The organism is Vibrio sp. McD22-P3, assembly GCF_021568915.1.
Classification (GTDB): Bacteria; Pseudomonadota; Gammaproteobacteria; order Enterobacterales; family Vibrionaceae; genus Vibrio; species Vibrio mediterranei.
This window is the reverse complement of record NZ_JAKGTN010000022.1, coordinates 53007-66450: the sequence shown is the minus strand read 5'-3', so window position 1 is coordinate 66450 and position 13444 is coordinate 53007. Positions and strand designations below refer to the sequence as shown.

Here is a 13444-nt window from a genome sequence, read left to right as displayed (position 1 = left end):
TTTTAATAAATTAAAAGGCTAAAATTGACCTCCTTTATAACGCCCATAACTAAGCGATGAACAGAGATTTAGCGGTGGCAACCAGCGGTAAAAGAGTTGCAATCATTGGTGGAGGTGTAGCTGGTTCTACGGTGGCACTTTATCTAGCAAAACAAGGGCTAAGCGTTTCGCTGTTTGAAAAAAACGACAATCTAGTTAGCGGCCCACCAATCTGTCATCTACATGCTGGCGGCAATCTGTATCGTGAGCTTTCCCAGCAACAATGTCTCGATTTGCTAGTACAGTCGATAGACTTCGTGAAGTTCTTTCCCGCTACCGTCAATAAGCGTCCCACCGTTATAGCCGTCCCGAAGAATGATGATGGCACACCGGAGTCCTTGTTACCTCGTTTAGAACTGCTCCGAGAAAGCTATCTACAATTAGTTAAAGCGAATCCAGCTAACCAAGTGTTGGGTAGTCCCGAAGACTATTTTCATGAGTTTAGCTTTGCACAATTGAAAGCATTGGCATCACTTGAAGCTCCAACAAATCCTTCCACGATCGATGAGTGGTTAATACCTTTCGCAAAGCATGCTGATTTGAGCAAGCTTAAGTATCCGGTTTACGTAGTACAGGAATACGGCCTAAGCCTATTTCGCGTGGCGGCATCAGTTGAGCTCTCTTCTAATAACTTAACAAACCTGGACATTCAAACGGGTCGGTGCATTCAGTGTGTTTCTCAATTGGGTGATGGGTATAGACTACAATTTGAAAATGGCCGTGAAGCTCATTTTGATTTTGTCATCAATGCCTGCGGCTTTAGAACAGGTATAATTGATGATCAACTGAAATTATCACGAAAACGTCTTGTCGAGTTTAAAGCCGCCTATGTCACTCAATGGCAAAGTCATAAGAACGAAAAATGGCCAGAAATTATCTTTCATGGCAAGCGTGGTACGCCACAAGGCATGGCTCAGTTGACACCTTATCCCGGCGGTTACTTTCAGCTTCACGGTATGACTAAGAACATTACTTTATTTAATGAAGGGCTTGTTCAGTCGACCTCAGAGAGTGCGCAGCCTCAATTACCGCAAAACCTAATTAACAAAGTCGACAAAGGCTGGTCTTTGGAAGTTCAAACACAGCGAGCTTGCAACGCGATACAACACCTCAGTCAATATATTCCTTGCTTTGAGACAGCTCAGCCAGCAGGAACACCTTTGTACGGTGCGCAGCAAATTCCCGGCGACGACCCAAGCCTTAGAGCTGCAGATGTAAGCTTTGAAGGAGAACGTTACGCTCGACTGGAAATTGTTAAAGCCTCTTCTGCGCTGCTTGCCGGTAAGAAGATCGCTGAAAAATGGTTTGCTATCCCTGCCACTACAGGTAATGACGTGGACTCAATAATTGAGGACGTTGATGCTATTGAAGCTCGGGCGAAACAAATCGCGTTGAGTAGAGGGTACCCTGAAGAGTTGGCAATCGGCTATTAATCAATCAATTGAAGAGAAGTTTGAGTAATTCTCACCATTGATAGTCGTAATTCAGTTTCGATTGCATATAATCCTTTGTAGATTAGACATGGAGTTGGCAAATGAATGTTTTAGTTACTGGCGGCGCTGGTTACATAGGTAGCCACACCTGTGTACAGTTAATAAATGCAGGTATGACGCCTGTCATTTTCGATAACTTATACAATGCAAAAGCAGCTGTGTTAGACAGAATAGAAAAAGTGTCTGGTACACGACCTGCATTTATCCAAGGTGACGTACGCGATAAATCATCGCTATTGGAAGTTCTGAAAGCGCACAATATCAATTCAGTTATTCATTTTGCTGGATTAAAAGCGGTTGGTGAATCTGTTGAAAAGCCACTTGAGTATTACGACAACAACGTTAACGGAACGTTAGTTTTAGTAGACGCGATGAGAGAAGCCGGAGTTAAGCACTTAGTGTTCAGTTCATCTGCAACGGTTTATGGTGATCCAGCTTCTGTTCCTATTACAGAGAGTTTCCCAACAAGTGCTACTAACCCTTACGGCCGAAGTAAGTTAATGGTTGAAGAATGTTTAACAGACTTTCAGCAAGCCAACCCAGACTGGACGATAACTTTGCTACGTTATTTCAACCCAGTAGGGGCGCATCCAACCGGAGAAATGGGTGAAGATCCTCAAGGGATCCCTAACAATTTAATGCCATTCGTCTCGCAGGTTGCTGTTGGACGTCGTGAATTTCTTTCGGTATTCGGCAATGACTATCCGACGCCAGATGGTACCGGTGTTCGTGACTACATTCATGTTATGGATTTAGCAGATGGCCATATTGCGGCTCTCAAGACGCTGAATAATCAAAAAGGCTTGCACGTCTATAACCTTGGGACGGGTAATGGTTCGAGTGTTTTAGATATGGTTAAGGCGTTTGAGTTAGCTTCAGGAAAACAAGTTCCTTACAAGATTGTAGAGCGTCGCCCTGGTGATATTGCGGAGTGCTGGGCAGACCCAAGTAAGGCTAATAAAGATTTAGGTTGGGTGGCTACACGATCATTGCAAGATATGACAACTGACGGTTGGAAGTGGCAATCGCAAAACCCAGAAGGGTATCCGGAATAATGTTTTATTAACATTTAATTACCATTAATAACAACTGAGCGCATAATGCGCTCTTTTTTGATCTAGATCTCCTTAAGCAGTGAATAAAAAGTATGAAATTGTTGTAATTTTGATAAAATGGTATCAGTACTTAATTTTATGTATGAAATAACTTTTTAATCTAAGGGGAACTCAATGGAGTTAGCACTCATCATTACTTTCGTAGTTGCAGCAGTAGTAATGGTTAAGAAAGAAATGGCTAATAAGTAATATTCATTCTAACACTTTGATTACATACCTTTTATCTGAATGAATTTATTAACAAAAACCGGCGAAAGCCGGTTTTTTTATGCCCAAAATTTGCGTAATTAACGATAAAAATAAATTGTCGTAACGGTCAAAAACAATCGTTGTATTTTTATCGACTAAACTCTTAAGGTGCACGCTCTTTCCGGTCGTCCGATACCGGGGTTTCACACTCATAAAACTAAACATCTATAAGAGGATACTGCCATGCGCATTGCGATTCTATCTCGCAACGAAAACTTGTACTCAACTCGCCGCCTAAAAGAAGCAGGGGAAGCGAGGGGACATCAAGTGGATATCATTGATACCCTGCATTGCTATATGGATATTACTAGTAGTAACTCTAAAGTCCGTTATATGGGTGAGGAGTTACCTCAATACGATGCAGTCATTCCACGAATTGGGTCATCTATTACGTTCTATGGAACAGCAGTAGTACGTCAGTTTGAGATGATGGGTACATTTTGTGTAAACGAGTCGGTTGCGATAAGCCGTTCACGTGACAAGCTGCGCTCATTGCAACTGCTATCACGCAAAGGTATCGGTCTGCCAAGAACTGGTTTCGCTAGTAAGCCAGATGATATTCCAGATCTTATCAAGAATGTTGGTGGCGCACCGCTTGTCATTAAGCTATTAGAGGGTACTCAAGGTATCGGTGTGGTGCTTGCAGAAACTCACAAAGCTGCTGAGAGTGTTATCGAAGCGTTCATGGGTCTTAAAGCTAACATCTTGGTACAAGAGTTCATTGAAGAAGCTAATGGCGCTGATATTCGTTGTTTTGTCGTCGGTGGCAAAGTGATTGCGGCGATGAAACGTCAAGCGGCAGAAGGTGAGTTTCGTTCAAATCTACATCGCGGTGGTAGTGCTCAGCTTATTAAGCTTTCTAAAGAAGAACGCGCGACTGCTGTAGCTGCGGCTAAAGCGATGGGACTGAACCTGTGTGGTGTTGATATTCTGCAATCGAAAAATGGCCCAGTAGTGATGGAAGTTAACTCATCACCAGGCCTAGAGGGAATTGAAAACGCGACAGGTAAAGATGTGGCGGGCTTAATTTACGAGTTTATCGAGAAAAATGCCAAGCCTAACAACAACAAAACAAAAGGACGTGGTTAAATGGCAAAAGAGCTTGTCATTGCGGGCGTAGAAATACGCCCGGGAGAGCGTAAAGAAATAGATATACCAGTAGCTAAGCTGTATACCGATGCAGAAGTATCAATACCAGTACAGGTCATTCGTTCTAAAAAAGAAGGCCCAGTGGTGTTTGTCAGTGCAGCGGTACATGGTGACGAGTTGAATGGTATTGAAATCATCAGTCGTCTTATCGCAGAGAACCTAAAACTCCAGAATGGTACGTTAATTTATGTACCTATGGTGAATGTCTACGGCGTATTAAACCAAAGCCGTTACATGCCAGATCGCAGAGACCTCAATCGCTGTTTTCCTGGCTCGAAGAAAGGTTCTCTTGCTGGTCGACTAGCTCATACTTTCTTAGAAAGCATTGTCGCACATTGTGATTATGGTATTGACTTACACACAGGCGCGATTCATCGATCTAATTTGCCACAAATTCGTGCCAACCTTGAAGATGAAGAAACTAAGCGTCTCGCGGAAGCATTTGCAGTACCAGTATTGTTGAATGCAAACATCCGTGATGGCTCTCTACGCGAAGCTGCTGTAAATCATGGTGCTCGAGTGTTGCTTTATGAAGCTGGTGAAGCGTTACGTTTTGACGAACTATCGATTCAGACCGGCGTTAAAGGCGTTTTGAGAGTGCTCAAAGCACTTGGCATGATTCGTAAGCGTGTTTCTAAAGCGAAAACTGAACCGTTTATAGCTAACCGCAGTGATTGGACTCGTGCAGATGCGAGTGGATTTGTTAAAGAGTACGTACAACTTGGTTCTATGGTTGAGAAAGGCGAAACATTGGCAGATATCAATGGCCCGCTAGGAAATAATATCAGCCAAGTAAAATCAAACCGTACGGGTATCATCATTGGTAAGCAGAACATTCCTTTAGTACAGGAAGGTGAGGCTATGTATCACATTGCGTATTTTGGAGATAGCGCAGAAGAGGTATTTGAACATATCGAAATCATGCAAGAGTCGATTGTTCCTGTAGAACCGAGCATGTAACACTATGCCAAACACATATAATGACAGAATGATAATTGGTAACTTGGAAGTGTGCAGTCTTCCTGAGTTGGGAATCTTCGATCTCGAAGTTCGTATTGATACTGGGGCTAAAACCTCATCTCTTCATGTGGACAACCTTGAACGCTTCAAACGTGACGGGCGCATGTACGTTCAATACGATCTTCATCCAGATATCTATCATTTGGAAGAAATCGTACACTGTGAGTCACTTATCCACGACTCAAGGCGCATCAAATCATCCAACGGTGACTCAGAGCAACGTTGTGTGATTCAAACGCTATTCCGATTGGGGGATAGAGAGTGGCCAATTGAAATTACATTAAGTAATCGTCAGGATATGTCGTATATGATGTTATTAGGACGTGAAGCGATGGCCGACAAAGTCTATGTAGACCCAAGCAGAGCGTTTCTGATTGACTAATTAAACCGCCTTCGGGCGGTTTTTTGTGATTCGGTTAGGAAGAATATACGAGCTTTTTCTGGGCAAAAAAAAGTAGAGCACTTGGCTCTACTTTGCGTTTAGGAGGAAAGATCACAATACTTATGCTGGCTCTAGAACGTCATCGTTATCCATATCATAATCATAGTCTTTCGAAGCTTCGTGATACTTCGATTTACTATTTAAAGTGTGGAACGCTCGTCTTCCGCGTGCTAAGCGAACGTATTTAAGCCAAGTATGTTCCAGTTTAGATTTCGCCTTACTCGGGTTAACGATCACTTTAGTGAAGTGTTTCTCTTCAGCGTTCTCTGGTGAAATATCACCGCGCTCAAGCGCAAGCATAGTTTCACCATAAGTTACTAAGATGTCCTCTTCCAAAAGTGTAAAATCTCCCGATTTAGCGAATCCGCGTGGAAACTTTACTGCATCATAAAAACGTTTCTTGCCGTGGCGAAATTGAGTTTCAGTCATAGAGACCTCAAAGCAAATAGGTAGTAAAGCAAGGTAATTCAGGTGGCTCCGCAACAATCCAAAGAAAAGTCGACTAAACCGTTGAATCCCGTGTTGGTTCGATGCTGAAAATAGTGTGAAAACGGCAAGAAAGGAAACGAATTGTTTTTGTCGAAATCACAAAATTTCTTTATGCTTAATACAGCATAACTGTGTAAGAATACTGAGCTAACTTTTTCGTTAGCTCAACTACTTAGAATCTGTTTAAGAGTCATTTTATGGACGTAAAAGTATTTCAAACTTTCCTCGAAGTCGCGAAGGAAAAGCACTTTGGCCGCGCATCAGAAAATCTCTATATAACTCAGGCCGCTGTGAGTGCTCGCATCAAACAACTAGAGGAATACTTTGATACTCGGCTGTTTACAAGGCACAGAAACAACATCCAACTAACGTCGGCTGGCCAAAGGCTAATAGGGTACGCAGAAGTAATGGTATCAACGCTAAAGCAAGCGACGTTTGACTTATCATTAGAGAGCAATAAAGCGTTGCAATTGACGATTGGCGGTACACCTAATATTTGGGACGCCTATCTGCAAAACTGTTTAAGTGTTGTCACTGATTCATTAACGGGTTATGGCTTTGTGGCTGAGTCCCTGGGGCGCGAGCAGCTAAATAGGAAACTACTTGAGCGTACACTAGATCTTGCGTTCTCATTCGACCCATTTAAAGTCGAGGAGTTTAAAAGTCATCAGATTGCTGAATTGACGTTAGTTCTGGTTTCAACAGAGCAACGCGAGCTTGATGATGCTTTTAAAGATAAATATGTATATGTGGACTGGGGTACACAATTTGCTTTTGAGCATGCGGACAGACATCCAAATATTCCAGCACCATATCTACGCACTTCAACAGGTCGAATTGCGTTGGACTTTATTCTTGAGAAGGGTGGTTGTGCGTATTTGCCATCTTCACTTGTAGAGCCTTTCTTAGACTCTGGACAGCTCTATCAAGTCGATGGATCTGAGGTTTGGTCTCGTCCTTTATTTATCAGTTACCGCAAAAACAGCACGTCTATAGAGGCGATACTCCAAGTAGAAAAACTGATTAATACTATTGAACCAACGACAAGTTATTTGATGCAGCAGGCTGGGGAAAATACGGATTAAGTAACAGCTTTACGTACTCTAGTAACATATAGCAAAAGGCTTCACCTAAACAAGTGAAGCCTTTTTGCATTTACAGATTACTAAGCACTAACCACGGTTAAATTATTCATCCAATAGCGTTTTAAATAACGGTGGAAACACAAAGCAAACTTAACGACTTCTTCAAAAAGCATACAGGCATAGACAACCTGAAATTCAAGTCCGAATACAAACGCTGCGGTTGCGGTTAGCGGAAGTCCCACAGTCCACATTGCGATGAAGTCCATTCTTAAACAAAACTTATTATCTCCTCCGGCTCGTAGAATACCGTTGATGATAATAAGGTTCAGCATGCGTAACCATATCGCACAACACAGAATAAACATAGCGGGTGCAGCAAGCGGATAAAGTTCATCGGCGGTTAAGTTCAGCCACTCAAGAATGACTTCACGACCAAGTAGTAGAATCGCTCCAGTGACGATTCCAAACAAGAATACCGCTTTAATAAAGAATTTAGACATACTGAATGCCTGTTCAAATTCGTCTCTGCCTAAGGATTGACCAAGTAGCACAGAGCAGGCTACCGAAATACCAAAAAACAGCGAATAACACAGCGACTCAAATGGTGCCATCATGCTAAAAACAGCGAGCTCGGTAGTGCCCATATGACCAAATATCACTTGGTACATAAGTGTACCCATTGCCCATAAAATAGCGTTAAGCGTGGTCGGCACCGCGAGTTTTTTATAAGAACCCCAGAGTCGTTCGGTATTCTCAAGTTTCGCTTCTTTAAGAAGCCAATGGTTACGATGGTTGAGATAAACCCAGATGAAAATTACCTGAAGTAATCTGGATATCGTTGTCGCTAATGCAGCGCCGGCTACGCCCATTGGAGGGACACCCAGACCACCTTTAATTAACCAGAAGTTGAGGGCAATGTTGATAAAAATTGTCATAGCCCCAAGAATTAAAGGTGTGACAGCGTCACCGGATGAGCGCATGGCTGATTCCGCTACAATCACCACGTGAGTTAATATAAGTACCGGAAACGCATACCATAAATAGGTAGCGCCAAGCTCAATAACGGTAGCGTCGTTGGTTTGCAGCATCATAATAAAACTGGAGAAGAGCGTGATACCTAATGTCACGGGTACTAACAGCTTTGCACCGAACTCCATTGAAAGCTGGGTGATAGTTTTGGCGCTACGTTTGTCGTTACGTCCCCAATACTGGGCAACAAGTACCCCGTTGGCTGAAGCCATTCCAGCCATGATCATAATAGCGACAAAGTGCCATTTAGAGGCAATGCCTACTGCAGCAGTCGCTTCCTTACCAAAATCACTGACCATCAGTACGTCCGCTAGTGCCAAAATTGCAACAAGTGCACTTTGAATTGCGACGGGGAAACCAAGCTTTACCACAGAAGAGAGAAGATGGTTTTGAGAAGCCTTGTTAGATGACTTAAGATAGGTTTTAGTTGTCATAGCAGCCCTCCTGAAAGTGTGATTTGAATCATATAAACGGTGGTAATATAAGAAAATTGAGACATCAAAACCATGTTCAAAAATAGACAAAACCTGTGCGAATCCGTCATTGATGAATTTAACATCAAATCTGAGTGGGTAGATGAAGTCTTTTTATCGGAGGCATGTGAAGAACGCTTTCTTTCGTCCAATGATATCCCCGAGTTCATTCCTGAAGATATCTTCATGGCTGGAATGGCAAACTTGATTGAAGGCTACCATGTGGAGCGCAAGGGCATTGATGTACACACAGTCTTATTTACAATCGAAGGTGGTGGCGTGTTGATGACGGAGGATTTTGTTGCTCCTATCGAGCCGTACTCGATAGTCGTATTACCTGCACACACACCATATCGATTTGAGATCAACCCTCAATATAAACATTGGCGCATGATCTGGTTTCTACCTAAAGACCGACAACGCTGGCAAGCTTTATCTGATTTAGGACAGAAAGTACTGCCATTTCATGGTTGTGAACGGATTTGGGCCTTAATGACACTCCTGTATTTGGAAATTGGTGGCAGAGCAAGTTATCGAAAACTGCTAGTAGGGGAAGTGTGCCGTATTATTACTGGATTTGAGTCGCAGCCTACTGACTCGACAGTCCGAGTACAAGCTTTGTTCAGCCAAATTGAAGGTCAGCTTCATCTACCATGGACTGTTAAAACTATGGCGAATAAGACATTTTTAAGCGAAGAGCAACTCGCACGAATATGTAAACGGCTTTACAACGTGTCACCACGAGCAAGACTCATTAATCTACGTATGGAAAAAGCGTGTGATTTGCTAAGAAATAACGATTGGTCAATTGCCATGATTGCGGAGCGATTAGGATATCGTGATCCGTTCAATTTTACCCATAGGTTCACAAAACATATGGGTAGTTCGCCAAGTGCATATCGTAAACAAGTCATGCAATCGAATGAAGAAAGATAGAGCGCTTCTGCGCTCTATGGTGGTTATTTTGCAATAGCTTGCTCTAACCATTGGTCGAATTGACCTTTTGGCAGGGCACCATTGATCACATCTACGCGCTGACCATTTTTAAACACCATAATGGTCGGAATACTTCTGATTTGAAATTGAGCTGCCAGTTGTTGCTGTTGCTCAGTATCAATTTTCACGAATCGTACTTGTCCTTTGCGTTCTTCGGCGGTTTGTTGGAAGACGGGCGCAAAACCAACACAAGGATTGCACCACGTGGCCCAAAAATCGACAACAACAGGTTGGTTACTGTTCAAAAGTGCGGAGAAGTTGTCTACCGTCCCTTCAACTGGTTGGCCATCAAGAAGCGGTGCTTTACAACGACCACAATTAGGTGACTCGGTGATTCTTTCTGCGGGTAAACGATTAAGTCCATTGCATGATGGGCAACGGGTATTGATAGTCGACATGGTCTCTCCCAACCGTGAATTGAATTTATGAAATTAGGCTTCTGTGAGCCTTAGATTATGAGTATACTCGAAGCTCTTAGAGTCGGGATAGACAAGTTATTATTGAAACTTATCACAGTGAGCTGATTGATATTATTTGTCTATCTCGATTGACGAAAACTATAAAAAATAGGTACAGAATGACAACATTTTACGCCGAAATTACTGGTTGGGGTAAGTGCCTTCCACCAGCGATCTTATCTAACCACGATCTTAGCACTGTAATGGAAACATCCGATGAGTGGATTAGAACCCGTACTGGTATAGAAAATCGTCGCATTAGCGATGTGAACACCTCTGAAATGGCAACCGTTGCTGCTAAACATGCAATGGCATGTGCTGGAATCACGGCAGATGAAGTTGATTTGATTATCGTTGCTACGTGTTCTCCAGATTCTTTGATTCCCAATACAGCATCACGAGTTCAGCAAAACTTAGGTGTTCCAGCAGCCGCTGCGTTTGATCTAAATGCGGCTTGTACAGGTTTCGTTTATGGGCTCGAAACGGCCACAAAACTGATTCAATCAGGCAATTATCGTAACGCCATCGTTATTGGTGCTGAGCGACTTTCGTTCTTTATTGACTGGAGTGAGCGTGATACCGCCGTACTATTTGGTGACGGGGCAGGTGCTGCAGTGCTCTCTCGTACTGAAAGTAAAGTCGGTCTTCAAGATGCGCAAATTGGTTGTGATGCAAAAGGTCGCGATATTCTCGCTGTGCCAAAATTTGGCACTTCAATGGAGAGATTCGCAGCAGATAACGGTTACTTTGAGTTCAATTTCATTGGCAAAGAGATCTTCAAACGAGCGGTAAAAGGAATGGGGGCGGCAGCGAATACCGTTTTGACTCGTTCTAACCTTACTAAAGAAGATATTGATGTTGTGATTCCACATCAGGCTAATATCCGTATCATTCAAACCTTGTGTGATTTGTCTGGAATCGACCAAGATAAAGCATTCGTCAATATTCAAAAATATGGCAACACTTCCGCTGCGACTGTGCCAATCGCACTTTGTGAAGCAATGGAGCAAGGAAGAATTAAGCCAGGAGATAACTTGTTGCTAGCCGCATTTGGTGCGGGTCTGACGTGGGGCGCTAGCTACATCAAATGGGGCGAAAGAGTCGAGCCAATTGGCAGTAGCGATGCTGCATTGCCACCATGTGACAAGTCTGCGCTAGAGTTGATGAAAACGGCGATTGAGCATTGTCACAATAAACCCGCTAAATAAGGTTTTGTGAACTAAAAGAGCCAGAGTTTCTCTGGCTCTGTTGTTTTATTCACTCTTAAACAATCGAGTGTATATAGAATAAGTGTTTAGTCCTCTGGTGTATTAACTTCTTTAAGGTTGAGTTTGTTTGCCAATACTTCAATCGCTCCACCTTGCACGAACACAGAAATGACAACAATAAAGAACACCATATGAACCATAGTAACCGCGTTTTCAACTCCTGCAGCTGCAGGAATTAGTGCAAATACAATAGGTGTTGCTCCTTTCAATCCGATAGAAGATATGAATAAACGCTTTTGCCAACTGGCTTTTCTGAAAGGTAGGTAACATAACTGTACTGCTATCGGTCTTGCTACAAGAATCAACAAGAAAGCAGGCAGCAAGGATTGCCAGAACACCTTGAAGAGTTCTTGAGGGAAGATCTGTAACCCTAAAGCAACAAACAGTATGGCTTGAGCCAACCACGAAAGACTATTAAAAAAGTGGCGACTGACTTCCATACCACGTTTTACGCCGTTGCCAATGACCACTCCAACGACATAGGAAGCGAGTAGAATATTGCCACCGAGCAAATCACTTCCATACATTGCTAGCACTGCAGAAGCTAAAATGAAAACTGGGATTAACCCATACTCTTCAAGTTTGATGCTGTTTAACAGGTGAGTACATAGCTTACCGATAGAAATGGCTATAGCTAGCGCGACAAAGATCTGTAGTAATAACTCGATTCCGATACTTGTAACTGAAGGAACCGTATCGGGAGTAAGTGCAAGACTGGTCAGCAATACGACTAGTATCAAAGCGACAGGGTCATTAGTTGCTGATTCGAATTCTAAGATAGTGTCAGTGTCTTCTTTGAGTTTTAGTTTTTTGGACTCAAGGATGGAGAAGACCGCAGCTGCATCTGTTGAGGAAACTATTGCCCCAAATAACAAACAATGCACCGGCGGGAGGCCAAAGAGAACATAGATAATACCCGCGAAGACAACCGTGGAAAATACAACTCCAAGAGAGGAAAGTACGCCACCTTCTTTGTAAGCCACTTTGATGCTTTGTGTCGAAGTACTCAAACCTCCGACAAAGACAATAATATTTAATGCAATCGCCCCGATTGCAGAAGTAAGTGTAAAGTTGTCATAGACGAAACCAAATTCACCGTTACCTATGACCAGACCTACTGCCATAAAGATCAAAAGAGAAGGTAAGCCAAGAGTACGAGAAGGGTGATGTAACAGAATGCCTACGCAAATTAACGCCGCAAAACCTACGAGTCCAAACTCAAAGTTCATGTATGTCCTATTATCGTTGTTGTTCCAAATGACATAAATCAGAAACCAAAATGGAAAATGATTCGTAAACTCTATGTTTCTATTTGTTTAGATTATAGTATCTTATTAACGATAGAGCTTTAACTTACAAGCAAAAATTTTGTAAGTATTTTAGTTGGTTACATAACTAGAGTGAAATAGATAAATGGGATTGAAGAGAGGAAATATATTTGGTGAAATTCCAAAAGATTTAACCAATGAAGTATTTGAAGACATCATTGCTTCTGAGGGAGTGAGAATTGAACGTATCGTTTCAGATGGCCACTTTACACCAATTGGTGATTGGTATGATCAAACCGAAAATGAATGGGTGACTGTTTTGAAAGGAGAAGGTGTTATTGAGTACTATGACGGTACTTTTGTGACCTTAAGTGTTGGTGATTACATTGATATACCAGCACACGTCAAGCATCGAGTGAAGTCCACCTCAGAGTCCTCATTGACAATTTGGTTGGCTGTGTTCTATCCGAAAGATGAGAGTGAGTAGAAATTCCGAACTTAAACCCTAGAGAAGTGTTTGACCTTGAGGTCTGCGATTCGCAGCTTAGTTTTTAACTATTGTCTTCTTCCTCTTTGTTTATATTGCTATTTGGTTGAACATCTTTAAGATTACTCACCATAAAAGAACCTGATTAGTCCCAAGAATAAAATGTTAGATAAAGAAAATTTAGTAAAGCTCGCTAGGGTTCAAATGCCGTTCGGTAAGTATGCGGGCAGGGTATTGATCGATTTACCTGAAGAGTACTTATTGTGGTTTGACAAAAAAGGTTGGCCTAATGGTGAGTTGGGAGAGTTACTTAAGCTGTGCTTGGCACTGAAAATTGAAGGGCTAGATAGTGTTGTCAAACCATTAAAGCGAATGTAGTAAAAA

Annotated in this window: 14 protein-coding genes; 10 read left to right on the top strand and 4 right to left on the bottom strand. The window is 42.4% G+C overall.

Annotation, left to right across the window (positions count from 1 at the left end; translation table 11 throughout):
- Nucleotides 1-56 precede the first annotated feature (56 nt).
- From L2W36_RS21920 to L2W36_RS21900, 5 genes are all read left to right on the top strand, one after another.
- Complete coding sequence (locus L2W36_RS21920; protein WP_236111629.1) at nt 57-1472, top strand: FAD-dependent oxidoreductase; 1416 nt, start codon at nt 57-59, stop codon at nt 1470-1472.
- A gap of 101 nt (nt 1473-1573) precedes the next feature.
- Nucleotides 1574-2587: a UDP-glucose 4-epimerase GalE gene (galE, locus tag L2W36_RS21915; RefSeq protein ID WP_236111628.1), complete on the top strand. Its 1014-nt coding sequence runs from the start codon at nt 1574-1576 to the stop codon at nt 2585-2587.
- A 492-nt stretch (nt 2588-3079) separates the two neighbouring features.
- On the top strand, nt 3080-3985 hold the full coding sequence (gene rimK, locus L2W36_RS21910; RefSeq protein ID WP_038226968.1) for a 30S ribosomal protein S6--L-glutamate ligase: 906 nt from the start codon (nt 3080-3082) through the stop codon (nt 3983-3985).
- The gene (locus tag L2W36_RS21905; RefSeq protein WP_038226967.1) at nt 3986-5005 is read left to right on the top strand and encodes a succinylglutamate desuccinylase/aspartoacylase family protein; all 1020 of its coding nucleotides are present in this window, start codon (nt 3986-3988) and stop codon (nt 5003-5005) included.
- Nucleotides 5006-5009: 4 nt separating this feature from the next.
- A complete protein-coding gene (locus tag L2W36_RS21900; RefSeq protein WP_031495458.1) occupies nt 5010-5447 on the top strand; it encodes an ATP-dependent zinc protease family protein in 438 nt (145 codons plus the stop codon).
- Between the two features lie 120 nt (nt 5448-5567).
- Here L2W36_RS21900 and L2W36_RS21895 read toward each other — a convergent pair whose 3' ends face one another.
- Nucleotides 5568-5936 carry a DUF413 domain-containing protein gene (locus tag L2W36_RS21895; protein ID WP_031495460.1) on the bottom strand — a complete coding sequence of 123 codons (369 nt, stop codon included), beginning with the start codon at nt 5934-5936 and terminating at the stop codon, nt 5568-5570.
- 257 nt (nt 5937-6193) lie between these two features.
- Here L2W36_RS21895 and L2W36_RS21890 point away from each other — a divergent pair, with 257 nt between their 5' ends.
- Nucleotides 6194-7081, top strand: coding sequence for a LysR family transcriptional regulator (locus L2W36_RS21890; RefSeq protein WP_038226965.1), 888 nt, complete (start codon nt 6194-6196; stop codon nt 7079-7081).
- Between the two features lie 80 nt (nt 7082-7161).
- Here L2W36_RS21890 and L2W36_RS21885 read toward each other — a convergent pair whose 3' ends face one another.
- Nucleotides 7162-8544, bottom strand: a complete 1383-nt coding sequence (locus tag L2W36_RS21885) for an MATE family efflux transporter (RefSeq protein WP_236111627.1) — start codon at nt 8542-8544, stop codon at nt 7162-7164.
- A 72-nt stretch (nt 8545-8616) separates the two neighbouring features.
- On the opposite strand from L2W36_RS21885, the gene L2W36_RS21880 reads away from it, so the two are divergent.
- A complete protein-coding gene (locus tag L2W36_RS21880; RefSeq protein ID WP_236111626.1) occupies nt 8617-9519 on the top strand; it encodes a helix-turn-helix transcriptional regulator in 903 nt (300 codons plus the stop codon).
- Between the two features lie 23 nt (nt 9520-9542).
- Here L2W36_RS21880 and trxC read toward each other — a convergent pair whose 3' ends face one another.
- Nucleotides 9543-9977, bottom strand: a complete 435-nt coding sequence (trxC, locus tag L2W36_RS21875; protein ID WP_236111625.1) for a thioredoxin TrxC — start codon at nt 9975-9977, stop codon at nt 9543-9545.
- 179 nt (nt 9978-10156) lie between these two features.
- Between trxC and L2W36_RS21870 the strand changes: the two genes are divergently transcribed.
- Nucleotides 10157-11245, top strand: a complete 1089-nt coding sequence (locus tag L2W36_RS21870) for a ketoacyl-ACP synthase III (RefSeq protein ID WP_236111624.1) — start codon at nt 10157-10159, stop codon at nt 11243-11245.
- Nucleotides 11246-11331: 86 nt separating this feature from the next.
- Here the strand turns inward: L2W36_RS21870 and L2W36_RS21865 are convergent, their stop codons facing one another.
- Complete coding sequence (locus L2W36_RS21865) at nt 11332-12534, bottom strand: potassium/proton antiporter (RefSeq protein ID WP_006073575.1); 1203 nt, start codon at nt 12532-12534, stop codon at nt 11332-11334.
- A 184-nt stretch (nt 12535-12718) separates the two neighbouring features.
- Between L2W36_RS21865 and L2W36_RS21860 the strand changes: the two genes are divergently transcribed.
- Together L2W36_RS21860 and L2W36_RS21855 are read left to right on the top strand one after the other, a co-directional pair.
- Nucleotides 12719-13060, top strand: coding sequence for a cupin domain-containing protein (locus L2W36_RS21860; protein ID WP_236111623.1), 342 nt, complete (start codon nt 12719-12721; stop codon nt 13058-13060).
- A gap of 162 nt (nt 13061-13222) precedes the next feature.
- Nucleotides 13223-13438 carry a DUF3820 family protein gene (locus tag L2W36_RS21855; protein WP_063603643.1) on the top strand — a complete coding sequence of 72 codons (216 nt, stop codon included), beginning with the start codon at nt 13223-13225 and terminating at the stop codon, nt 13436-13438.
- The last annotated feature ends 6 nt before the right edge of the window (nt 13439-13444 follow it).

Bases quoted from the DNA above. Each gene is read 5' to 3' on its own strand.
- trxC (WP_236111625.1), bottom strand. From the start codon at position 9,977: ATGTCGACTATCAATACCCGTTGCCCATCATGCAATGGACTTAATCGT.
- L2W36_RS21860 (WP_236111623.1), top strand. From the start codon at position 12,719: ATGGGATTGAAGAGAGGAAATATATTTGGTGAAATTCCAAAAGATTTA.
- L2W36_RS21855 (WP_063603643.1), top strand. From the start codon at position 13,223: ATGTTAGATAAAGAAAATTTAGTAAAGCTCGCTAGGGTTCAAATGCCG.
- galE (WP_236111628.1), top strand. From the start codon at position 1,574: ATGAATGTTTTAGTTACTGGCGGCGCTGGTTACATAGGTAGCCACACC.
- L2W36_RS21890 (WP_038226965.1), top strand. From the start codon at position 6,194: ATGGACGTAAAAGTATTTCAAACTTTCCTCGAAGTCGCGAAGGAAAAG.
- L2W36_RS21880 (WP_236111626.1), top strand. From the start codon at position 8,617: ATGTTCAAAAATAGACAAAACCTGTGCGAATCCGTCATTGATGAATTT.
- L2W36_RS21920 (WP_236111629.1), top strand. From the start codon at position 57: ATGAACAGAGATTTAGCGGTGGCAACCAGCGGTAAAAGAGTTGCAATC.
- L2W36_RS21870 (WP_236111624.1), top strand. From the start codon at position 10,157: ATGACAACATTTTACGCCGAAATTACTGGTTGGGGTAAGTGCCTTCCA.
- L2W36_RS21865 (WP_006073575.1), bottom strand. From the start codon at position 12,534: ATGAACTTTGAGTTTGGACTCGTAGGTTTTGCGGCGTTAATTTGCGTA.
- L2W36_RS21900 (WP_031495458.1), top strand. From the start codon at position 5,010: ATGCCAAACACATATAATGACAGAATGATAATTGGTAACTTGGAAGTG.
- L2W36_RS21905 (WP_038226967.1), top strand. From the start codon at position 3,986: ATGGCAAAAGAGCTTGTCATTGCGGGCGTAGAAATACGCCCGGGAGAG.
- rimK (WP_038226968.1), top strand. From the start codon at position 3,080: ATGCGCATTGCGATTCTATCTCGCAACGAAAACTTGTACTCAACTCGC.
- L2W36_RS21885 (WP_236111627.1), bottom strand. From the start codon at position 8,544: ATGACAACTAAAACCTATCTTAAGTCATCTAACAAGGCTTCTCAAAAC.
- L2W36_RS21895 (WP_031495460.1), bottom strand. From the start codon at position 5,936: ATGACTGAAACTCAATTTCGCCACGGCAAGAAACGTTTTTATGATGCA.